Origin of the sequence: Mesorhizobium sp. CAU 1732 (assembly GCF_039888675.1) — a bacterium.
GTDB lineage: Bacteria > Pseudomonadota > Alphaproteobacteria > Rhizobiales > Rhizobiaceae > Aerobium.
Genome location: NZ_JBDQQR010000004.1, coordinates 203749 through 225194, shown reverse-complemented (window position 1 = coordinate 225194; position 21446 = coordinate 203749). Strand labels below are relative to the sequence as shown.

Below are 21446 nucleotides of genomic sequence, written 5' to 3'. Positions count from 1 at the left end.
CCCTCAGCGGAGGTAAGGCGTTAGCGGACCGGCCGGCAGCATGAGGCCGAAACCGTACCGGAACAGCAGGAAGACGAACGTCGCGATCAACACCGCGAGCACTGCATGCAGAACATGCGGAACAGGCTTGCCGGCGGGACTCAGGATCGAGAATTGCAGGAACAGGTACAGCGCCGCCGCAACCGGGAAGCTGAGCGGGCGCATCAGGGCGGTGAACCCGGCGATCAGGCAAAGACTGACCACAACGCTGAGATAGTCGGGCTTTGCGCCCTCGGGAATGTCCGGGTCTTCCGAGTCGGCCGCGAGCGTCGCTTTCGCTATCTCGTCTTGCGAGGCTGCGTCGGCCGGCTCGGGCGACCGCCTCCAGGAGGCCATGACCTGCAGCAACCCCAGCACGATCATGAGGATCGCCAGCGCGTAGGGAAAGAAGGCTGCGTCAATCGCGCCGCGGCGCGGAAGCCCGGTCGTCACGTAGAAATAGGCAATGCCTGCCGCCAGCATGCATGCGCCGACGACGATTCCCTTGGTGCGGGTCTCGGACATTGGTCGCTCCGATTGGTCTAGGTGAGGACGCGCATGACCATGCGCGTCCATTGTCTTCCAGCGAGAATCAGCGCGCGGACTGCAACGCTTCGCGATACTGCATGTAGTTCTCGCGGAGTTCCCCCAGACGCTCCTGGGCTTCGGCGCGGCTGTAGTAGGCTACCGGCTGGCGGAAGCCCTGCTCGAGATCCCTGGCGTATTCAGGGATCTCCGCGATCTCGGCCGCAATCTCGTCCATGCGGTCGACGATGGCCTGATCAGTGCCTTTCGGAAACGCGATGATGTAGGGGTTGTTCATCACGAACTTGATGTCCTGCTCGACGAAGGTCGGAATATCGCCGAGAAGCGGGTTGCGCTCCTCATTGGGCTGGCCGAGCACGTTCATGGCGCCCGACGTGTGATAATCCTGCACCGCACCGTAGGCGATGCCGCCGACATGGATGCGGCCGCCCAGCAGGGAGGCGATCTTCTCGGCTGCCGAACCCGTATCGACGATGCGCATCTGCGCCCCGGTTTCCTGCGTGAACAGCAGGCCCTGGAGATGCGAGTAGCCGCCCAGCTCGGTGCCGTAGATCACGGCGTCCGGATCTTCCTGGGTCTTTGCGAGAAGGTCGGCAACGCTGGCGATGCCGGATTGCTCGCTGGTCACGAAGACGGCGCCCTGATCAACAGCCGGAATGCAGCAGATTTCGAAATCCCCGATGCCATAGTCGGCCAGGCCCGAAACCTCTGTGACGATCATGTGGCCGGTGTGCCCGAACAGCATCGTATAGCCGTCCGTTTCCGCGTCGCGCACCGCCGAGGTCGCGATTGTAGCGCCACCGCCCGGCATGTTCGTGATGACCATCGGCGAGCCCGTCACCTGCTCGAAATAGCGGGCGAAAGCACGGGCATTGAAGTCGGTGTCGCCGCCGGGGCTCGCCCCGATGATGACATTGATCGTACGCGCCGGCCATTCGGCCTGCGCCATTGCCGAACCGGACAGCATCGCCACAAGCGAGGCGGACATAGCCAGTGTGATTGCCTTCATAAATCTCTCCTCCCTGAAGCGCGCGCTTGCTGAGCACGCCAGAGATGCACTAATATATTTGTGCATCCTTGACAACCTCCCCGCTACGCCGATCTGTCAAATCGTGCGAAGTCGAGATATTGCCGGATGACGAACGACGGATAGCAAATGGCCAGACGCCGCACCTTGACGGACGAGATTTATGACGAACTGCGCCGGCAGATCGTCGATGTCGAGCTTTTGCCGGGTACCGTTCTCCCCGAAAAATCCATCTGCGAACAGTTCGGCGTCAGTCGTACGCCGCTGCGCGAGGCGATCCTGCTGCTTGTGCAAAGCGGGCTGGTGGTGGTGGCCCCGCAATTCGCCACGTTTGTAGCGCCGCTCGATCCGGCGGCGGTTCGAGAGGCGCATTTCCTGCGCAACAATCTCGAACCGGCGGCCCTGCGCCTTTTGTGCAGTGGTCCCTTCATCGACCTGTCCAGCCTGCGCGCCGTGGTGCTCGAACAGCGTCTTCTGCTCGCGCGAGAGGAATTCTCCGCATTCCTGCCGCTCGATGACCAGTTCCACCGATTGATTTTCGAACTCGCCGGGTTGAGCGGTGTCTGGTCGATCATCCACACCAAGAAAGCCCATCTCGACCGCGTGCGGCATCTGCAAGCCCCGCAGAAAGGAAAGATTCCTCTGCTTATCGAGCAGCATGAAGCTATACTGGATGCCCTGGAGCGGCGCGATGCCGAGGCCGCCGAAGCGATGCTGCGCACCCATATTTCGGGAGCGATCGCCTATATGAGCCAGTTGGAAGAGCTGCGTCCCGAGCTCTTCAGGATTCCCGACGGGCGCGGTCGTGTGTCAATCCGGAATAGCCCGAAATGACAGGTGCGTTTCGCCGGCTATTCCGCTAGCACGGAAGTCGGCCATGTGGACGCGGAGTGTTTTGATGCCATTCGGGACTGCTTCGCCGCATCACGCCGCGCTCGAACTCAGCGTGCAGATGCGGCAGCGTATCGTGTCACTCGAATTGGCGCCCGGCAGCATCCTTTCCCGCAAGGCGTTGCAGGACTATTACGGGGTCAGTTCCACGCCGGTTCGCGACATGCTGCTCAAGCTCCAGGAAGACGGGCTTGTCGAAATGGTCCCGCAATCACGAACCATCGTCAGCCTGATCGATCTGGATCAGGCCCGCGAAGCGCATTTCCTGCGCAATTCCGTCGAGCGCGCGATCGTGGTGCAATTGGCGAAGCGTCCCGATCCGCTCCTCATAGCCGCGCTGGAGAACATCGTGGCTCTACAGGAACAGCACGCAGGGTCGAATTTGACGGCCTTCGCCACGCTTGACCAGAAATTCCACCGGGAGCTGTTCGTCTCCGCGGGCATGATGCGCCTCCACGCCGTGATACGCCGCGAAAGCATGCACATCGATCGGATCCGGGCACTTCACCTTCCGGTTGGCGACAAGGTGATACAAATCCTGTCCGACCATCGCCGGATCGTCGACCGCCTCAAGGCCGCAGACCCCGAAGGCGCAGCCGACGCCCTCACCGGGCACCTGTCCCAGTCCATAGCCATTGCACAGGATCTTCAAGACAAAATGCCTGCCTACTTCCGCAACCGGGGTGTCTAAGAATGCCTAGCAAACGGTTGTGTCGCCGCCAAATGACGTCAACCAAGATTCACTCCTGGATGTGTTGCCGACCAGCGGGTTCACCTTCAGCACCCTCAGCCGCTTCCAGACGGAGCCATCATGGATACGTTTGTGCATGCCGACGACGTCGAAGGCGAGTTCGTAGGCAGCGTCGAGTTCCCTACGGTTGATCGGCCAGCCACAGTCGGACACCCCCAGTCGCAACTTTCGAGAACGATGGGATCGAGGGGCACGAGTTGCCCTCCCCATGCCGTCGTCGTGCCGCCGAGGGTTCGGAACCGGCCCTGATGCAGCCCCCTTCATGTCGTTACCCGTGGAGACGGCTTGCAAAGAACGCCTGGCTATCATCCGTCAGGTCGTGATTGCCTGCTTCGAACAGCAGAGCCCGTTTGCCGGCCCGGGCCAAATCAACCGCCAATGCAAGGTCGACCGCGCCGGCACCGACCACGATCACATCGGGATCTCGGGGAAACTGGGTTTCGTTCTGAAAATCGGTGAGCATTTCAAGTCCAGTCACCGGCAAGATCACAACAGTCTGCGGTGCAACCATGGGGGAAGTTGAGCGACTGGAAACGGCACGGAAAGCGCCGGGTAGACGGTATACGCTTCCGGTGGCTAATTGGGCTCTACGGACATGAATGGCGGCAGATCGGCAGCCAGGACGGGCAAAGCCACATTGCTAGAGTTAAGCAAGCTGGACTCCTCAATTGCCGGTGATCGCCACCCACACATTTGATTTGTTGCATTCACGCTGCACTGCAAAAAAAATTATCCAGTAAATTGTGCGACTTGGCGAGATGGACGAGTAAACCTCCTTCATCAGCGCTCTTCTGTGCCGTCACCCGCAATGGCGCGAGCGGCACAGTCGATCCGTTCGATCGTCTCGATCGCGGGTACCAAAAGCCCAGCATTCACGAAGAGTGGCGACACTAAAAACCGCCTCGCCGCATCGACGCCGGACATAGCTGAAGCGCGTAGCCATGCCGATATGCACAAGCCTACGCAGTCCATTCTCCAGGCGATCCAGCCCCGATTGGCATCGGCCAACTTGATCCACGACAAAGCCGGGCCGCTCTTATACCGAGGCCTATTCGGGCTCACTCACGCATCAATCAACGAGCGCGAGATCGAGGATTTTAATCGCTTCGCTTAATTCTTCGTCGGATATGACGAGTGGTGCGAGGAATCGCACCACATTGCGGTGGACGCCGCATTTGATGATCAACAGACCGCCCTCGCGTGCCCGGTCGACGACGCGTTGCGCGCGGTCCGGGTCGGGTTCTTTGCCCCCCGAAACGACGAACTCGATCGCCTGCATGAAGCCGCGGCCGCGAACATCGCCGATCCCGTCGTGCTTCGCCTGCATGTCGAGCAGCGCCCGTCGCAATTCGCGACCCAGCCGTTCGGCCCGGTCGCACAGATCGTCTTGCTGGAAGACATCCAGAACGGCATGCGCGGCCGCGCATGCAACGGCGTTGCCGCCGTACGTACCGCCAAGTCCGCCCGGCGTCGGCGCGTCCATGATATCCGACCGCCCGACGACGCCTGACAAGGGGAATCCACCAGCCAGGCTTTTCGCAACCGTGACCAGATCCGGCCGGACTCCGGAGTGCTCGAAGCCGAACATCTTGCCGGTCCGGCCGAAGCCGGTCTGGATTTCGTCCATAATCAACACAATGCCATGGCGATCCGCGAGTTCACGCAGCCCCTGCATGAAGGCGTCGGGTGCCGGCAGAAACCCTCCGTCTCCCTGGACGGGCTCGACGATGATCGCGGCGACGCGGTCGGGCGCGATTTCAGTCGCCAGCAGGGTGTTGACGGAATCGAGTGCGGCCTGCACCGACACGCCACGGAATTCGTCCGGATAATCCGCGTGATAAATTTCGCCCGGAAACGGGCCGAAATTCTGTTTGTAAGGCTGCGCGAAGCCGGTCAGGGTGACACCGAGTAGGGTGCGCCCGTGGAAGCCGCCCCGGAACGCTATGACGCCCGGCCGCCCCGTGTGGCTCCTTGCGATCTTGATCGCGTTCTCCACCGCCTCCGCACCGGTGGTCAAAAACACCGTCTTATAGGCTTCGGTGCCCCCGATGAGACGGTTCAGCCGTTCGGCCAGCGAAATGTAGACGCCATAGGCTGCGACCTGGAAGGCCATGTGCGAGATCGATTCGAGCTGGGCGCGAACGGCAGCGACGACTTTCGGATGGTTGTGGCCGACGTTCAGGACACCAATGCCGCCGACGAAATCGAGATAGCGCTTTCCTGTCACGTCCCAGACGACGCCGGCGGCGCCCCTGTCGACCACCACCGGATGCGCGGTCAAAATCCCGCGCGGAACGTTCCTTTCCCTCATTGCCAGCAGGTGTTCGCCGCCGCTTGGATTCGCAGTCATTTCAGCACCTCAGATGTCGGGTTGGTATGCCATCAAGCTACGTCCGCCCTCACGGAAGTATCGCTCGTATCGCTCCCCTCATCAGCAGATCGGGCTGTATTCTGTGCGCGAATTGGCACCCACTGCCACGTAGAGACTGCAACCGGAGGCCTCAGACACCGCATCCGCCATCCGGCATAAAATGCCGCGGTGGCCCGCTGAACGGCACGGGATATGCCTGATCGACGTCCAATCGATGCGACTTTATCGTCACAATCGATATGATCGCTGCCATCGAAATTGGAATTCGCTCCGCTCAACTTTGGCGGGCTGCCGGAAACGGAGCGGTTCCTATGGGCAAAACGGGCCCTCGCCCGGACAAAAGGATACGGCAATGAAACTCACAGACTTCAAGGCGCTTACCTTCGATTGTTACGGCACCCTGATCGACTGGGAATCGGGGATGTTCGAGGGATTGAAGCCTTTGACGTCGCGGGTCGACCGGCAACTCGATCGCGATACCGTGCTCGAGGCGCACGCCCGCCACGAATCAAGCCAGCAAGCGCAGACGCCTGCCAAGAACTACAGCGAACTGCTGTCGATCGTATACAAGCGGCTGGCGGAGGAATGGGGGGTAAGCGCCACCGAGGATGAGTGTGCTGCATATGGCAGGTCCATCAAGGACTGGCCCGCGTTCAGCGACTCGGCGGGCGCGCTGCAGTATCTCAAGAAGCATTTCAAGCTGGTGATCCTTTCGAACGTCGACAACCGCAGCTTCGAGGCGAGTAAGCAAAAGCTCGGCGTCGAATTCGACGCGGTCTATACCGCCGAGGACTGCGGCTCGTACAAGCCGTCGGACCGCAACTTCGAGTACATGCTTCAGAAACTGCGCACGATCGGCGTAGAGCGCCAGGAAATCCTGCACACCGCCGAGAGCATGTTCCACGACCATGCGCCCGCCAACAGGCACGGACTGAAATCCTGCTGGATTTATCGCCGCCATGAGCAGACAGGCTTCGGCGCGACGATGGACCCCGGTGAAATGCCTCGTTACGATTTTCGCTTTAACAGCATGGCCGAACTGGTGAAAGCTCATCAGGAGACGCTTCGCGCATAAGCGAATTCAAGAGGAACAAGTCAAAATGGTTGGGATGCCTAAGCTGGACAGGATCGACATCAACATTTTGGCTCAGCTTCAGGGCAACTCCAGAATCAGCAACGTCGAACTCGCCGACGCGGTCGGGCTGTCCCCCAGCCCGTGCCTGGCGCGCGTCAAGAGGCTCGAGAGATCGGGATACATATCGAGCTTCAACGCGACGTTGAACATGGCCAAACTCGTCGACCACATGACAGTGTTCACCGAGGTCACGCTCGACGATCACAAGCGCAACGACTTCATCAAGTTCGAAGCGGAAATCCGACGGTACGAGGCTCTGCAGGAGTGCCACCTGGTGAGTGGTGGTTATGATTACCTGCTGAAGTTTCTCATCCCCTCCATCAGCGCCTATCAGGAAATGATGGAAGGAATTCTCGAACGGAACATCGGCGTGGAGAAGTACTTCAGTTATGTCGTCATCAAGACGATAATCCAGCGGGAACACGTTCCGTTGAAGTTTCTGCTCGGCTCGGAGTGAACGACCGGCGGCCGGTCTGTCGCAAGCAGACTTGGTCTAAAACACCCGGTTGCCGACGACGGTCTCGCCGAGCGGCGACAGGATCATGACCTCGTCCGGGGCGCTCGCTGCCCTAGGATCAGCACTTCCGACTGGAAGCCAGCGATGTTCCGCGGCGCCAGGTTGACGACGCGGCCGACATGTATCGCCACCTTCGAAACTTCGCCATAGGCAATCGTGTTTTCGGACAAAGCTCTGCTCCCTGATGTTCGAGGTCCGCGCAAAATATGTCGCACGCGCGGCATACGACACCGTTTCGGTGGCTTGAAACGGATCGTTGCAACGCGGACCTCCGATGTTCGGCATAATCTGCGGCGATCAAAGCGCGATCCTTCGGAGCGAACATGGAGATTTGAAGCGACATGGCTTTGACGTTGCGGGATCAGACCTTATTCATCGAAACGAATACCATTGCCGGGGGATGGGTTCCCGCAGACGACGGCTCGACGATCGAGGTCGTCAACCCGGCAAGCGGCGACGTTATCGGTACGGTGCCGAACAGCGGCGCGGTCGAAACGGAGCGAGCGATCGCGGCCGCCGCCGAGGCGTTCAAGACGTGGCGGACAGTGCCGGCGGCGCAGCGTGCCACGCTCCTGCACGCATGGCACGACCTCCTGCTGCAACATCAGGACGACCTCGCCGCGATCATGACCGCTGAACAAGGCAAGCCATTGCACGAGTCGCGCGGCGAGATCGCCTACGGCGCTTCCTTTATCAAATGGTTCGCCGAGGAGGCCAAACGCGTCTACGGCGAGACCATCCCGGCTGCGACAGCCGACAAGCGGATTTTGGTGCAGAAGCAACCGATAGGTGTCGTCGCAGCAATAACGCCGTGGAACTTCCCCACCGCGATGATCACCCGCAAAGCCGCGCCCGCCCTCGCCGCTGGCTGCACCATCGTCATCAAGCCGTCCGAACTCACGCCATACTCCGCGCTGGCCCTGGCTCTGCTCGCGGAGCGGGCCGGAATCCCGAAAGGCGTCGTCAACGTCGTCACCGGCAAGCCGGCGGCGATCGGCGAAGCGATGACCCGGAGCGACGCGGTGAGGAAGCTCACATTCACCGGGTCGACCGCGGTCGGCAAGCTCTTGATGCAGCAATGCGCCGGGACAGTGAAAAAAGTGGGTCTCGAACTGGGCGGAAACGCGCCGTTTATCATCTTCGCCGACGCCGACCTCGATCAGGCGATCGAAGGGGTCATGACCAGCAAGTTCCGCAATGGCGGACAGACATGCGTCTGCGCCAACAGGATCCTCGTCCATGAAGACGTCGCGGACGATTTTGCCGTCAAACTCACGCAACGTGCGGCCGCCTTGGTCGTCGGCGACGGGCGCGAAGCGGATACGGAGATCGGGCCCATGATCAACGAAGCGGCCATCGCCAAGATCCAGCGGCACATCGAGGACGCGCTGGCCAAAGGGGCAAAGGTGCTGACGGGTGGCAAAGCGCGCGGCGGCCTCTACTTCGACCCGACCGTACTGATGGGCGCTACACCCGACATGGCCGTTGCGCGCGAAGAGACGTTCGGGCCCGTCGCCCCGATCTTCCGGTTCGCCTCCGACGACGAAGCGGTCGCCATGGCGAACGACACCCCCTTCGGTCTCGCTGCCTATATCTACACGCGCGACATGGGCCGCTGTTTCAAGGTTTCAGACGAGCTGGAATTCGGCATGGTCGGCATTAATTCGGGTTCGGTCTCAACCGAAGTCGCCCCATTCGGCGGCGTCAAGGAATCCGGACTGGGCCGTGAGGGATCGCGTCACGGCATCAACGAGTTCCTTGAAATGAAGACGCTTCATTTCGCGAATGTCGGCTGACGGGTTAGTGTCCCGCCAAAGGTCCACACGGGAGCGCGCAATGGAGCGTCGGATCGAACCCACCCGATCACTCCGGAAGCCGGGACCGACCGACACGTTGCTGGCGGTGATCTATTGCATCGCTGTTTTTGGGGCGGTGCTCATTGTCGCGCTAGCGATGCGATAGCTGCCGGGCGGACCTGACGTCCACGAAAAGACGCCGACCGGTTTGCAGGTCGGCGTCTTCGTTTCGAGGCGATCGATTACAGCTTGTTGTAGACAATCGTGGTCTGACCGTACGAATAGTTCAATGTCTCGCCATCTTCCGAGAGCTCATACGTGGCGGCGAGAGATTCCTCGCCATGCCGCAATACGCGAAGGTCAAGCGAACGCTCGTCGGTCGCCGTGAGTTCTATTGTGTTGTACGGTATCGACCCGGCCCGTATGTGGTACTCGATCCCCGGTGTTCCGTCGGTCTGCGCGGCCCAGTGCCCCATCGAGAAATTGCCGTTGGACGGCCACGTCATGAACGTGACGAGCACTTTGCCTTCCTCGGTGAACTGGAACGTCCTGAGCGCCCGCAGCGGAGCGTTGCCCTCGAAGCTCGATTGATCGAGATCGGCCTCCCAAACACCAAGAAACTCCTTGGCGATCAATTCGCGCGCGTCGCGGTACCCTTCGTCGCTGGCATGCGCGAAGCCTGCCGGCAACAGGTGGGCCGCCGCAATGGCGACGATGGCAATTGAAGTCTTCAACATGTCGATTTCCCTCTTTCGCTGATAGCGGATGCCTCAGATTTGCTCGTAGAATCCGAAGCTGCTCTGTTCGAGCTCGCGTATGGCCCGAAAAGCCTGGTCAATCGCGGTTCCGGCGGTGCTGACACCCCCCGCATCCGCATTGGCGATGGTGATACGTCCGAAGGGCCGTCGCGCCAGGATGGTCGGCGATTCCTCCGCTTCCCGGTCCTGGGCGAACAGCGTATTCCGGCCGGTAGTGAAACCGTGCGGCCATCTATTGACGGTGATTGCGAGGATGTCGCGAGCCGGGTCGAACGACGTGCCGGACAATGCAGCGACGGATTGCTCGCGAACGTGACGCTCGAACGTTTCGAACGGTGCGTCGAGAAGACCGAAACGGATCATTCTGAACTGGTCGTCCATATGGGTGCCTGGCGGAGGGACGCCCTCGCCGAGCAATCCCTCGACCATGAACGGGTTGGAGGCGATGCCTGAATTGATGCCCGTGTTAAACGAGACGACGATGGGCTGCGACGGGTCTGTGGAAGGCGTCAGGTCGCCAAAATAGCGTGGACTCGTCAACGCCATGCGTCCGTAGAAAGTGCTTGGGAAGGTGACGCTGTTGGTTTTCAGTTGCTCGAACGGCTCCCAGTTGCGGAACAACACGTTCGTCATCTGGTTGGCGGCGCGGACCGCCTGGTGGAGCGCGTCCTTCTGTGGCTGCGGGAGCTCGGGAAGGATGTGGGGGATGACGTTGTTCATACATGCGAGAACGACATTGTTGCCGCGCACGCGCTTCAGCTTCCCGTCATTGATGTAGGTGACCCCTATCTCGCCGTCGTCGGGACGGAAAATGGCGCGGTCCTTCCCTGACGGCTCGACCTTCACGACGATGCTGCTGAGCCTGATCCTTACCTTCGCACCATCGCGATCCAGCGTCCGGTAATCGACGCGCTGCGTCTGCACGTCGGTTGGACCGCCCTCCGGCAAAGCCTCAGGAATGAGAGCCCGCACCAGCAGTCTGGCAACGTCGCTGTTTCCTGCCGGAAGGCTGTAATCGTCCGACGTGATCTCTTCAGCCTCCGGCGAGCCCCACGGACGTTCCAGCCCGAGCCCGTCAAATCCCGGACGGCGGCGGAAGAATGCGAACCAGGCGCTCCCCATATCCGGCCCCAGGCACCAGACACCGCCGATGATCGGCACGACATCGGGATGAACCTTCGCGACGTCCAGAAGGTAATCCCGGTAGCTGATCGACCGCAGCTTGGCGATCTTCTCATCCGTCGACATGCCCGGAAGGTAGTCGACCGAACCGTGGATCAGGCGCATCAAATCCTGCCCGACCTGATCCGGGAACGGGGTTCTGGCGAGAAATTCCTCTGTCGGATTCTGCGGCGTCCCGCCTGCTACAAGGCGGTCCTCGCCATAAACGTCGCCACGGAAGAACGTCGAGGGGGCCATCCCCAGGCCTTTATAGAGGTCGCGGTCGACCCGGTCAGCCTCGTGACCCTTGGCGATCCCGAGATCCGACAGGACGGTTTTCGCCTCGTTGGTCCAATAGGACGGGCCGACGAGGTAGGACGACCCTCCGTTCGCCATGAGAATCTTGCCCTCATGTTCGAATTCGTTTCGCTTCGCGTGCCCGCCGAAATCGTCATGATTATCGATGATGAGGATCTTGGCGTCGTTCCCGAACCGCTTGCGAAAGAAGTGGGCGGACGCCAGGCCGCTGAGCCCGCCACCGACAACGACCAGATCGTAAAGTTCATCCGTGTTCTCGGGCGCACCGAACGTCGCGCCGTCGCGAAGGTCGTGCGCCGCCTCGAACGAGCCGGGATGCATGCCACGCATCCCGGTCCGCATCGGCGGATAGGTCTCACCGGTCGCGGGAGACGAAGCCGACGCGTGGGCGGATCCACCGGACGCCAGCATCGACGACGACGCCGCGGCAACGGCGACGCCCTGAATGAAATTTCGCCGGGTGATGGTCGTGGCCATCCCCAGATCCTTATCCTCACGATTCATGATGATTCCCCTTTTGGCTGCAGATGCGCCGTGCATGTTACCAAAGGGAAACGATCGATTATTCCAAGATGAGGCCCCTGTTTGCCATAGCCTGCGGCAGTCCGCCGCATTTTGCCGGCATTATTCCAAATCAGCCGCCGCCCCTCAAAGCTCAGCTATTTGTTGCGGCGACCGACCGGAAAAGGTGGATCAGGCGGCCGCACCGGCGGTGAAGCCACACAGGCAATGCTGATCAAGGGTGACACTCGTGCCAGCACGATCGCAGCGTGCCTCGCGGCAGCGCCAGATTACCACCTCAAAGAGGCCGAAGCAGTTGCGCTGATCGAAAACCAGATCGCGACAATCGCGAAAAATTGGCAGGCCGTGTGCGGTGTAGCAGAGCTTAGCGCTGTCGACCGAAAGCTGTTTGCCGGACGCCAATTTCTTAACACCTATGCCGTTGAAAGCCTCAAAGGCCACGGCCCGCTGCAAGATGCTTATCGCGCCGCGCGGGATACGCTGATCGCCAGCGGAGACGCGGTCGCGGCAAGACCGGGTGGCGCGAGGTCGAGATCGGGCGCGGCTCCTCCGACGCGACCTGCCCGGTCGTCGCGGTCGAGGCCTGGATGACCCTTGGCCGCATCGGACATGGACTGCTGTTCCGCAGGGTGACCGGACAGGACAAAAAACCGGGCGCGGAGCGGCTGAACGACCGGGAGTCGCCCGCCTCGTCAAGCGCACGGCGCTCGCGGCCGGCGTTCGCGGCGATCTGGCCGAGGGCGAGCGCGGCGGCAGGTTTGCCGGACAATCGCTGCGGGCCGGCCTTGCATCCTCGGCGGAAGTCGACGAGCGCTACGTGCAAAAGCAGCTCGGCCACGCCTCGGCCGAGATGACCCGCCAAGGCGGACGAGGTTGTTGCGGCGCCCAAAGCCCTCCCCCCTGCCTTTGTTCAGTGCGTAGCAGTGGGAGTTTGCTTGACGGAGGATTCCCGTCTACACGAAGTGGACGGCTGCTTGCCCAGCGAGGCTCGATGCTCCAAGGATGTAGGGGGTGTTTGCGGCGCGAACACAATATCCATCGCGCCCCCTTGACCCTGGCCCGAACTCGCCAAACAAATCCTAAACGCGGGGAGCGCAGCCATGGAAACCAGAATTATCGACAGCCGGAACGATTTTGCGCAATGGGCAATCGACAGGTCGAATGCGATCCTGACGGATCAGGGTTCCCAACTTGCCACTGCGGCCCGCAACGGAAACGAAGTCCAAATCGGTGAGGCGGCACGGGCGCTTGGCCAAGCGATCGTCGATGCGCTGATTGAGGCATTCGACGGTCTCGCAGGCGACGAATGAGCCCTGGTAACAGGCCATGACGGCTTAAATGTCGCGCGTGGCGATAGCACCCCCCATGCCCGTATCGTGTCCTCTGCGGTAAGTGGTGTTTTCATCTATATCATCGCTTCAGCCTCGTCTACTTCGTGGAGGCATTCTGACCTATGATGCCGCAGGCTTCCGCCATTGGTCACAACAAGAATTCTCGGATCAACCAGACGAGAGTGAAGTGCTGTGTTCACGCAACATAGGAAAAAGGGCAGCGCACGCTGATATCCGCTGCCCTTCCATTTTTCTCCGCAACGCAAACCTCGCCGAAAACGCTATGCAGCGGCCTGTGAGGCATGAGGGGCATTAGGGGCATGAGCCTCGTCAAACACCGCGCGTATCTCGGCCACGACTTCGGCAAACTCCGCCGTTCCAAGCAGGCTGGGCTCACGCAATCGCGGGAACGGGATGTCGACGATCTTGACGATCCTCCCCGGCCTTGCGCTCATGACGACGACGCGATCGCTCAGGAAGACGGCTTCAGGAATGCCGTGCGTCACGAACAGAACGGTCTTGCGATTGGCTGCCCAGATGCGTTGCAGCTCAATGTTCATGTTTTCGCGCGTCATCGCATCGAGCGCGGCGAACGGCTCATCCATCAGCAAAAGTTTAGGATCGTGAATCAGGCCACGAGCAAGCGCGACGCGCTGCTGCATACCGCCAGACAATTCTGAAGGAAGCCGTTTTTCAAACCCTTTGAGGCCTACCATCTCGACAAGTTCGAGTGCGCGCTGGTGATAGTCGCTGACTTTCCGTCCCTGCACATCAACAGGCAAAAGCACATTCTTGAACACGGTGAGCCAGGGCAGAAGCAATGGCTGCTGAAAGACCACGCCAAAGTCTGGTCTGGGCGCGGTGACTGGACGACCGCCGACGACCACTTTGCCCCAACTCGGCTCGAGCAACCCGGCCGCCATTCGCAAAAGTGTGGTTTTGCCGCATCCGCTGGGGCCGAGCAACGACACGAATTCACCCGCGCCCACCTCGAAATTGACTGTTTCAAGCGCAGTCAGAAGCGCGCCCTCGCGTGTGCGAAACGTACGTCCGGTGCTCTGGAAGGAAACGGCGTCAGACTGAATTTTCATCGCTCTTCTCCAACGATTGCAGGATGGAGCGGCTGTTGTCGAGCCGCTCCTCCGCATCGATCATCACTTGGCGGCTTTTGCCTGTGAGGCGATCGCCTCGATATCGAAGTCCACGTAGTCGGCTGCAAATTCATTCGTGAAATAGACCGACGGATCCTTGGCTTCCTTGATCTGCTCGACCTCGATCAGGTATTTCTGGATCTTGTCGAGGACGGCAACGTCATGGCTTCCCCACGCAAAGTCGTCAGGCAACTTGTCGACGGCCATGTCGCGCCTTTGTGCTTCGAGGATCGCGAGGTCACGCTCCATCGCCGCCGCATCATTCAGATCTTTCGGAGCACGATCCGGCGAATAGGCCCAAAATGCCCGGACCGCAGCCTCGGGATTGTGCTTCAGAAAGATGCCAGCCTTGGCCGTCGCGCGCCCGATACCCTTGATGACGTCCGGATTGGCGGCAATGTATTCCTCAGTTGCGAAGAGGTTATAGCTATACTGATCCTCTTCCGCTTCCGGCCGCGGCAGGACCCGAACCGGATATCCTGCGACTGTCATGCGGGCGACGCCGCCGGTAAAGCTCATCGCCATGTCGACGACGTCATTCTTGAGAGCCTCATAACCAGGGGTACCGTAGCCCGTCGCTAGAAGATTGACGTCGTTCACAGAAAGCCCGATCCTCGCGAGCCGAGCACGCAAGTAGTTCACGGAGCCACTGCCGAGATCGCCCACACCGACCGTCTTGCCTTTGATGTCGGCCAATTCCTGAATCGGCGAATCCGGCTTCACGATGAATACGTTCGTCCCACGACGGCTCACCGGATAAAATGAGACGAGAGGGATGTTCGCGTTGGCTCGCTGGATCATGATCGGATCCGGCTGCGCCACTCCGACATTAGCGCGCCCCGTCAGCAGCAACTGTGCGGTAGCCGCTGAAGACTGGCCGGGCACGATCTCGACATCCAACCCTTCTTCCTCGAAGTACCCGAGATGTTTGGCCAGCGTGGCAAACGGGTATCCGACGTTAAGGTCCGCGGTCGCTACCGCGTAGGTGACTTTTTTGAGCTCCTGGGCGCTCGCAACTGTGCCAAATGCGAAGAGGAGTGCCGTGGCGACGGTGCCGCCAACAAACTTCGTCCATACGCGTTTCATGAAATTCCCCTTTTTTTGAATTTTGACGGTGGATCAGATGGTGCTGCCTTCTTTGGCCCGCCCCCAGAAAACAACGCGATCCCCGATGCCCTTCACGATGGCATGCAAAAGGAAACCGGTAAGCGAAAGCAGGATCAGCGCAGCAAATTGCCCGGCCATATCCAGGTTCGTGTTGAAGGTCAGAATCCGATAGCCAAGCCCTCCGACAGACCCGAGGAATTCGGAGACAACCGCGACGACGATCGCCAGGACGATCGCCAGTTCCAGCCCGGCGAACAGCGGCGGCATTGCGCTTGGCAACTTTACGCGCAGGAACACCCGCCAGCGCCGTCCGCAATAGGCGCGCAGCATGTCCAGCTGATCCGGATCGGTGCGCTCCAGTCCCGAAAGAGTGTTGATCAGAACGGGAAAGAAGACGGTGGAAATCACCAGCGCCACTTTCGACTCGATGCCGAAGCCGAACCAGATCAGAAACATGGGAGCCAGCGCCGTCTTCGGCACGCCCTGAAAGGCAATCACGTACGGATACAGAATGGTTCTGACGTGGCGGAACTCCGAAATCAGCAACGCCAGCAAAAAGCCTACGGAACTGCCGCCGAAAAAGCCGATCAAAACCTCCGTCATCGTAACCTTGAGGTCACGCAGAAACGTCCCGTCGGCCAGGTTCACATAAAGCGAATCCCACACAGCGAAGGGCGCGGGGAAAACAGCCGACGAAACGTTGAACCGCGTGACGTACCACTGCCAGAACCATACCAACATGACTGCGCTGGCAAACCAGGCGAGGAAGCGTCCGATTTCGCGTGCGTACTTCGACGAAAACAGGTTCTCACTTCGGGTGACCGAGATCTGACCAGGAGGGCGTGTATCCGTTTGTGCCTCGCTCATCAGAATGCTCCGACGTCCTGGAAGCGTGATTTTTGCCAACGAAGCGCAGCGGATACGCCATCCGCCTTTGAGATGCGGGTGAATTCCGTTTCGCCACCGGTGCTCAGGCCCAGCACCGATGCATCCTCGTTGGAGCGTATCGTCGGGCCGATGCCCATCTCTTCATACCAACGGTGTGCACTGGCCTTGTTCTTCACCAGTGTGCCATCTGGAAGCAGGCACATATGGCGTGTGATCTGGGCCACACGCGCGTCAAGCTGGTCTGCTGAAAGCATTTCATTGATCATCCCGAGCGATAGGGCCTCGGGAGCTTGGACGTTACGGCCGGTCAGGACGAGCTCGTTGAGCTTCTTCATGCCGATGATCCACTGCAGCACCGGAAACATGTTGCCGCCGCCGCCGAACTTGATCTCGGGATCACCGAAGAACGCGCCCTCGGAAGCGTAAACGAGGTCGCTCGCCATCGCCAACGCCATACCTCCGCCAAGGCATGCTCCATTCACTTTCGCGATTACCGGCTGCGGAAGCGACCAGATGCGGCGCAATGTGCGGAACGCGAGATGAAAGTGGTGTCGCCAGTATGCCGGCGTGCGCGCCGGCATGTCTTCGCCTTCGCCGACATCGTACCCGGCCGAAAACGCCCGGCCTTCACCGGTTATGACCACGATCTTTATCGCCGGCGTCTCGGAGATCCGGTTCAACGCATCGAACAACTCGATATTCATCTGATCGGTTATTGCATTCAGTTTCTTGGGCCGGCGCAGGGTGAGATGCGCCACCTCCGCCTCCACCTCAAAGGAGATGAGCGAATAGTCGGTCATGTCTTGCTTCCTTTCTGAAGGATCAGGCGAGCATCCGCGATGCATCCGCCAGGGATCTCATGGGTAATGATCACCGGGTTGAGGTCGAGCACTTCAAACGTGTCGCCCAGGGCGATGGCTATCTGACCCACCTTGCAGATCAGATCGCTCAACGCATCCAGGTCTGCCACCGGCCCGCCACGATACCCGCGGAGAAATTTCTCCGCCCCGCTCCTGCGGATCGCATCTCTTGCCGCGGCACGGTCAAACGGCGCCACGAGCAACGCGGTCTGCCCCATGATTTCAAGCAACCGTCCACCGATACCGACAACGACGACAGCACCAAATGTCGCGTCCTGTTTTGCACCCACGTAGAATTCGATCCCGGCTTTCAGCTGATCGGCAACGAAAACGCCCTCACCTTCAACCGACCCGATCTTGGGACTGACCGATGTTTCCAGCCTTTGAAAGACTTCGCTTGCGGTCTGTGCCGTAACATCCAGCGCAACACCGCCGATATCGCTCTTGTGAATCACGCGCGGCGTGTCGATCTTCATCACGACCGAACCGCCAAGCTTCGCGGCAATCCCGGCAGCCTCTTCGGGCGATCTCGCGGTCGCGTTCCTGGTAACACGGAGCCCTGCATCGGAGAGCAATGAAAACAAAGCTCCTTGCGAAACGAGCCCGTTGTCCCAATGGGCTGGGACAGTGACTGACAACTCAGCAGCACGCGGTTCCAGAACGGGACGAGCGCGAGCGACCCGCAGCTTTGACAGATGCGACAGTGCTCTCAATCCTTCACGTGCGCCCTGAAGAGCCGGCACGCCAGCCGCCCGAATTTCGGCCATGACCCCGTCATCGAACCGTCCCGACTGACACGCGATTGCCACCACTGGTTTCGTTCCAGACAACGCTTCCTTGGCAGCAGCACCCATGATCTCGCGGTTGAGCGAAAGACGCAGGTCCTCACCTTCCTTGTGGAAGCCCTGGACCACCACCACGATGTCAATGGACGGATCGGATGCAACGGCGCGGATTGCGCCGCGCATGCGATCTTCATAGGTCCCGGAAAAATTGAATCCCGTGCCTGCATCGACCGGATTTCTCGGCTCGACATCTTCGGGCAGAACAAGCCATTTCTGCAGGGCGACGATTGTGTCCGGGGCGAGCTCTGGAAGCTCGATTTCCAACGTCTCGCACATGTCGGTGATGTTTCCGAGTTCGCCGCCGGACGTTCCAAGCATGCCCACGCGTGCACCGCTCGGCAAATCCTGAAATGCCATAAGCAGTTCCACCGTCTGGGCAAGCTCGTCAAAATCTTCGACCAACACGACACCGGCCTGCTCGAATGCCTGTCGGTAGACAGCGCCCGACCCCGCCAAAGCGCCTGTGTGGCCGCGGGATACTTCCCCGCCCTTTTCGGTGAGGCCTGCTTTGAGCACCACGATTGCCTTGCCTGCGATGCGCGCACGTTCCGCCAATCCGAATAAGCGGCGTGGTTGGCGCAGTGCCTCCACGAAACACACGATCAACCGCGTCTCGGGATCATCCACGGCCCGCTCGATCAAATCCTCTGTCGAGGTGACAGCCTCGTTTCCGGTGCTGGCCACGAATGAAATTCCGTGACGTGCAGCGACGTGCATGAGAATGCTCGCAACGGACCCGCTCTGGCTGATAAGCGCAATCGGCCCGGCCTTGTGGTCTGCAGACGCCCTGAAGCTCGACAGCGATACTCTCGTGTTGAGGTTCATCATGCCAAGGCAATTCGGCCCCAAAGCCGCCACCTGCGCACGTGCGCAAGCGTCCTTGAGTTCCGCCTCGCGCATAAGCCCGGCTTCACCGCGTTCACCAAATCCACCGGAGTGGATCATGAGGGCCTTGGACCCTTTCGCGATCGCTTCATGTACGGCGGGGAGAACCTTTTCGTCCGGCAGATTGATGATGACGACGTCAGGAACAGTCGGCAGCGAAGCGAGGTCAGGCCAGCATTTGCGGCCCAGGATTTCCTGCCTGTTGGGATTGATCAGATAGATCTCCCCTTCATATCCAAGGTCCTGGTTGGTCTGCAAAAAGCGCGAGGTGAAGCTTACGCTGCTGGCCCGTCCGCTGGCGCCGACAAGCGCTATCGAATTCGGCTTCGATAAAGCCTTCCAACCCGCGTCGGAGAGGTGAGCAGCTATTGCCCCGTCGTGTCTGATAGGTGCGTTCAATGTATTTCTCCTGCCAACGCTCACGAGCGTTCAGGCGTTCATTTCAGCAATCGGGTTGAGTTCAGCGGCCACAACGGCCTCGATTTCCGCGAGATACCCTTGCCTGGCATCCTCATCGAGGAACGAGCCGATGAAGCTGTTTCGTGCCAGTTGGACGATCTCTTCGTCGGTCAGACCGAGAGCCGTCTGACACTGCGCGAAGTTCTCGTTCACATAGCCGCCAAAGTAGGGAGGATCATCGGAATTGATCGTCACCAGGAGGCCTGCGCGTAACAGCCGCGCAATGTTGTGTTTATCGATCGACGGAAACACCTTGAGGTAGACGTTCGACAGTGGACAGACGGTCAGCGGGACCTGTTCTTCCGCCAAGCGGGCCATCAGTCGTGGATCTTCGTCGCAGCGAACGCCATGATCGATGCGGTCTACTTTGAGGATGTCCAGCGCTTCCCAGATGTATTCCGGCGGTCCCTCCTCGCCGGCGTGAGCCACTGTCTTCCAGCCCCATTCCCGCGCTTCGTTGAACAGGCGCTCGAACAGCCGCGGCGGATACCCGACTTCCATGCTCGCGAGCCCCAAGGCCATGATCCGGTCTCGGTACGGGCGAACCTGCTCCAACATTTTCAGACCGTCGTCGAGGCCGCGATTGCGCTGGCAGCCGACGATTATCCCGCCGGTCATCCCGAGCTCGGCAGCGGTGGCTTCGAAACCATCCAACACCGCCTCCAGCGCCATCTCGGGCGACACACCACGCGACGAAGCACCTTGCGGCGCAAACGCGATCTCGACGTGACGCACATTGTCCAGGCGCACCCGGCGCATGTAGGCGACCGTCAGTTCATAGAAATCCTGTCGCGTCAGCAGGACAGTCGAATTGGTCCTGTAGACCTGCCCGAACCCGGCAAGATTTTCGAACTCATAGATCGCAATCAGCTCTTCCACCGTGGCATATGGAAAATCCACCTGATTGCGGCGCGCGAACTCGATCACCTGTTGCGGTTCGATCGACCCTTCGACGTGAAGGTGAAGCTCGGTCTTCGGCAGCTTTTGAATGAGAGACTGACCCGTCATACCTACCGGCTCCTTGTCACGCTCTCGCGGCTTTCAAGCTCGATCTGTGCCGTGCCGCTGTTGGTCTGAAAGCCGAGTTCGCTTCGGCACCAGATATCAACATCGACAAGCCGCCGGCCTTCGACTTCGCGCTTTGCCGTTACCGTCCCGCCGCAGATGATCTTGAAGCCGACGAGCACCCATTCTTCATTGCGCTGTGAAATCCTTGTCACCCAGCTGCCTGGACCGCCCCAGCGCGACAGAAGCGCGCCAAACCACTGGATCCGCAGAACCCCGGGAGCAAACCCATCAGGAATGTGACCGGTTCGACCGATCCGGTCATAACCGGTTCCGATGGTCGTCGCATTGAAGCGCCCGATGTCGAACGCCATGATCGGACCGTATTCCCAGGTGTCCAGTTCATCACCCACACTGACGTCTTCGAAGAAGCGCGGCGTGTCGTAGCGACGCTCGGGAGTGGGCTGGGTCCCCGGCAAAAGCGGAGGCGTGGCGACGTTGCGGGTAAACTGGTCTTTCTCCAATGGAGGGTAGGATTGGCCGACTCCTCCCTTCGCCGAAGTTGCCGCCCCATCGAAGCGAAAGCTGTAGGATGACAGCTTGGCAACGAGCTCTCCGCGTTGGTTGGTGAAACGCATGCCCTCCTTGATGAGCACACACTCTCCAAGCTTGCGCGAGTGCTTCACCACGGCGTTTTCGATCGTGCCATGAGACAAAATCACGTCCCCGGGACGAACCGGCTTATAGAATTCCCATTCCTCCGTGGCATTGTCTGCGTTGGAGAGCTCCTTGCCATTCTTGTCTCGAATACCGGGATACTTACCCAGCCAGGCTGGTGAGCCGTGGGCATAAAGGTAGCCCGGCGGAGCGATGATGGTTCCCCAGCGGGTTGTTCGTCCAAATTCCTCGTCAAGGTAGACAGCATTGGTGTCGGGAACTGCATAGGCAAAATGACGGATAGCGTCGCGCGTGACGTCATAATTGAACTGTTCGGGCTGGGGCACGTCCCTGCCGACGTATGTCATGAATTCTGATAGGTCGAGCGTCGTTTCTGGCACGAGACATACTTCTCCGTTCGCCGCGCCACTAATGGCGTTGCGTTAA

19 protein-coding genes and 2 pseudogenes are annotated in these 21446 nt (G+C 60.1%); 8 read left to right on the top strand and 13 right to left on the bottom strand.

Translation table 11 applies throughout. The features are described from left to right. Nucleotides 1-3: 3 nt before the first annotated feature. Nucleotides 4-543 (bottom strand): tripartite tricarboxylate transporter TctB family protein, encoded by a 540-nt coding sequence (locus AAFN55_RS24860; RefSeq protein WP_347801685.1) that lies wholly within the window; start codon nt 541-543, stop codon nt 4-6. Between the two features lie 67 nt (nt 544-610). Continuing rightward, complete coding sequence (locus tag AAFN55_RS24855; protein ID WP_347801684.1) at nt 611-1573, bottom strand: tripartite tricarboxylate transporter substrate binding protein; 963 nt, start codon at nt 1571-1573, stop codon at nt 611-613. A 147-nt stretch (nt 1574-1720) separates the two neighbouring features. Here AAFN55_RS24855 and AAFN55_RS24850 point away from each other — a divergent pair, with 147 nt between their 5' ends. Together AAFN55_RS24850 and AAFN55_RS24845 are read left to right on the top strand one after the other, a co-directional pair. Then, complete coding sequence (locus tag AAFN55_RS24850) at nt 1721-2425, top strand: GntR family transcriptional regulator (protein WP_347801683.1); 705 nt, start codon at nt 1721-1723, stop codon at nt 2423-2425. A 64-nt stretch (nt 2426-2489) separates the two neighbouring features. After that, nucleotides 2490-3173: a GntR family transcriptional regulator gene (locus AAFN55_RS24845; RefSeq protein ID WP_347801682.1), complete on the top strand. Its 684-nt coding sequence runs from the start codon at nt 2490-2492 to the stop codon at nt 3171-3173. Between the two features lie 328 nt (nt 3174-3501). Here the strand turns inward: AAFN55_RS24845 and AAFN55_RS24840 are convergent, their stop codons facing one another. Both AAFN55_RS24840 and gabT read right to left on the bottom strand, forming a co-directional pair. Further along, complete coding sequence (locus tag AAFN55_RS24840; protein WP_347801681.1) at nt 3502-3696, bottom strand: hypothetical protein; 195 nt, start codon at nt 3694-3696, stop codon at nt 3502-3504. A gap of 606 nt (nt 3697-4302) precedes the next feature. Further along, complete coding sequence (gabT, locus tag AAFN55_RS24835) at nt 4303-5583, bottom strand: 4-aminobutyrate--2-oxoglutarate transaminase (RefSeq protein ID WP_347801680.1); 1281 nt, start codon at nt 5581-5583, stop codon at nt 4303-4305. A gap of 373 nt (nt 5584-5956) precedes the next feature. Between gabT and AAFN55_RS24830 the strand changes: the two genes are divergently transcribed. The 3 genes from AAFN55_RS24830 (at nt 5957) to AAFN55_RS24820 (ending at nt 9052) form a co-directional block, all read left to right on the top strand. Further along, nucleotides 5957-6679 (top strand): haloacid dehalogenase type II, encoded by a 723-nt coding sequence (locus tag AAFN55_RS24830; RefSeq protein ID WP_347801679.1) that lies wholly within the window; start codon nt 5957-5959, stop codon nt 6677-6679. A gap of 25 nt (nt 6680-6704) precedes the next feature. Then, nucleotides 6705-7196: a winged helix-turn-helix transcriptional regulator gene (locus AAFN55_RS24825; protein ID WP_347801678.1), complete on the top strand. Its 492-nt coding sequence runs from the start codon at nt 6705-6707 to the stop codon at nt 7194-7196. A 401-nt stretch (nt 7197-7597) separates the two neighbouring features. Then, a complete protein-coding gene (locus AAFN55_RS24820) occupies nt 7598-9052 on the top strand; it encodes an NAD-dependent succinate-semialdehyde dehydrogenase (RefSeq protein ID WP_347801677.1) in 1455 nt (484 codons plus the stop codon). A gap of 242 nt (nt 9053-9294) precedes the next feature. Here the strand turns inward: AAFN55_RS24820 and AAFN55_RS24815 are convergent, their stop codons facing one another. Further along, nucleotides 9295-9789 (bottom strand): hypothetical protein, encoded by a 495-nt coding sequence (locus tag AAFN55_RS24815; protein ID WP_347801676.1) that lies wholly within the window; start codon nt 9787-9789, stop codon nt 9295-9297. A 33-nt stretch (nt 9790-9822) separates the two neighbouring features. Continuing rightward, nucleotides 9823-11793 (bottom strand): FAD/NAD(P)-binding protein, encoded by a 1971-nt coding sequence (locus AAFN55_RS24810; protein ID WP_347801675.1) that lies wholly within the window; start codon nt 11791-11793, stop codon nt 9823-9825. Between the two features lie 195 nt (nt 11794-11988). On the opposite strand from AAFN55_RS24810, the pseudogene AAFN55_RS24805 reads away from it, so the two are divergent. The 3 genes and pseudogenes from AAFN55_RS24805 to AAFN55_RS24795 form a co-directional block, all read left to right on the top strand. After that, nucleotides 11989-12312 (top strand): annotated as a pseudogene (locus AAFN55_RS24805) (type II toxin-antitoxin system HipA family toxin); the annotation flags it as partial. A gap of 2 nt (nt 12313-12314) precedes the next feature. Further along, a pseudogene (locus AAFN55_RS24800) lies at nt 12315-12673 on the top strand (integrase); the annotation flags it as partial. A gap of 238 nt (nt 12674-12911) precedes the next feature. Further along, on the top strand, nt 12912-13121 hold the full coding sequence (locus AAFN55_RS24795) for a hypothetical protein (RefSeq protein ID WP_347801674.1): 210 nt from the start codon (nt 12912-12914) through the stop codon (nt 13119-13121). A 302-nt stretch (nt 13122-13423) separates the two neighbouring features. Here the strand turns inward: AAFN55_RS24795 and AAFN55_RS24790 are convergent, their stop codons facing one another. The 7 genes from AAFN55_RS24790 to AAFN55_RS24760 form a co-directional block, all read right to left on the bottom strand. Then, nucleotides 13424-14233: an ABC transporter ATP-binding protein gene (locus tag AAFN55_RS24790; RefSeq protein ID WP_347801673.1), complete on the bottom strand. Its 810-nt coding sequence runs from the start codon at nt 14231-14233 to the stop codon at nt 13424-13426. Nucleotides 14234-14296: 63 nt separating this feature from the next. Continuing rightward, nucleotides 14297-15379 (bottom strand): ABC transporter substrate-binding protein, encoded by a 1083-nt coding sequence (locus AAFN55_RS24785; RefSeq protein ID WP_347801672.1) that lies wholly within the window; start codon nt 15377-15379, stop codon nt 14297-14299. A 33-nt stretch (nt 15380-15412) separates the two neighbouring features. Beyond that, the gene (locus AAFN55_RS24780; RefSeq protein ID WP_347801671.1) at nt 15413-16267 is read right to left on the bottom strand and encodes an ABC transporter permease; all 855 of its coding nucleotides are present in this window, start codon (nt 16265-16267) and stop codon (nt 15413-15415) included. Beyond that, nucleotides 16267-17088, bottom strand: coding sequence for an enoyl-CoA hydratase/isomerase family protein (locus tag AAFN55_RS24775; RefSeq protein WP_347801670.1), 822 nt, complete (start codon nt 17086-17088; stop codon nt 16267-16269). The genes AAFN55_RS24780 and AAFN55_RS24775 overlap by 1 nt, the downstream gene beginning before the upstream one ends. Continuing rightward, on the bottom strand, nt 17085-19277 hold the full coding sequence (locus AAFN55_RS24770; protein WP_347801669.1) for an acetate--CoA ligase family protein: 2193 nt from the start codon (nt 19275-19277) through the stop codon (nt 17085-17087). The genes AAFN55_RS24775 and AAFN55_RS24770 overlap by 4 nt, the downstream gene beginning before the upstream one ends. A 30-nt stretch (nt 19278-19307) precedes the next feature. Next, entirely contained in the window at nt 19308-20345 is a 1038-nt protein-coding gene (locus AAFN55_RS24765; RefSeq protein ID WP_347801668.1) for an adenosine deaminase, read from the bottom strand. Between the two features lie 2 nt (nt 20346-20347). Next, on the bottom strand, nt 20348-21400 hold the full coding sequence (locus AAFN55_RS24760) for a MaoC family dehydratase N-terminal domain-containing protein (protein WP_347801667.1): 1053 nt from the start codon (nt 21398-21400) through the stop codon (nt 20348-20350). Nucleotides 21401-21446: the final 46 nt, after the last annotated feature.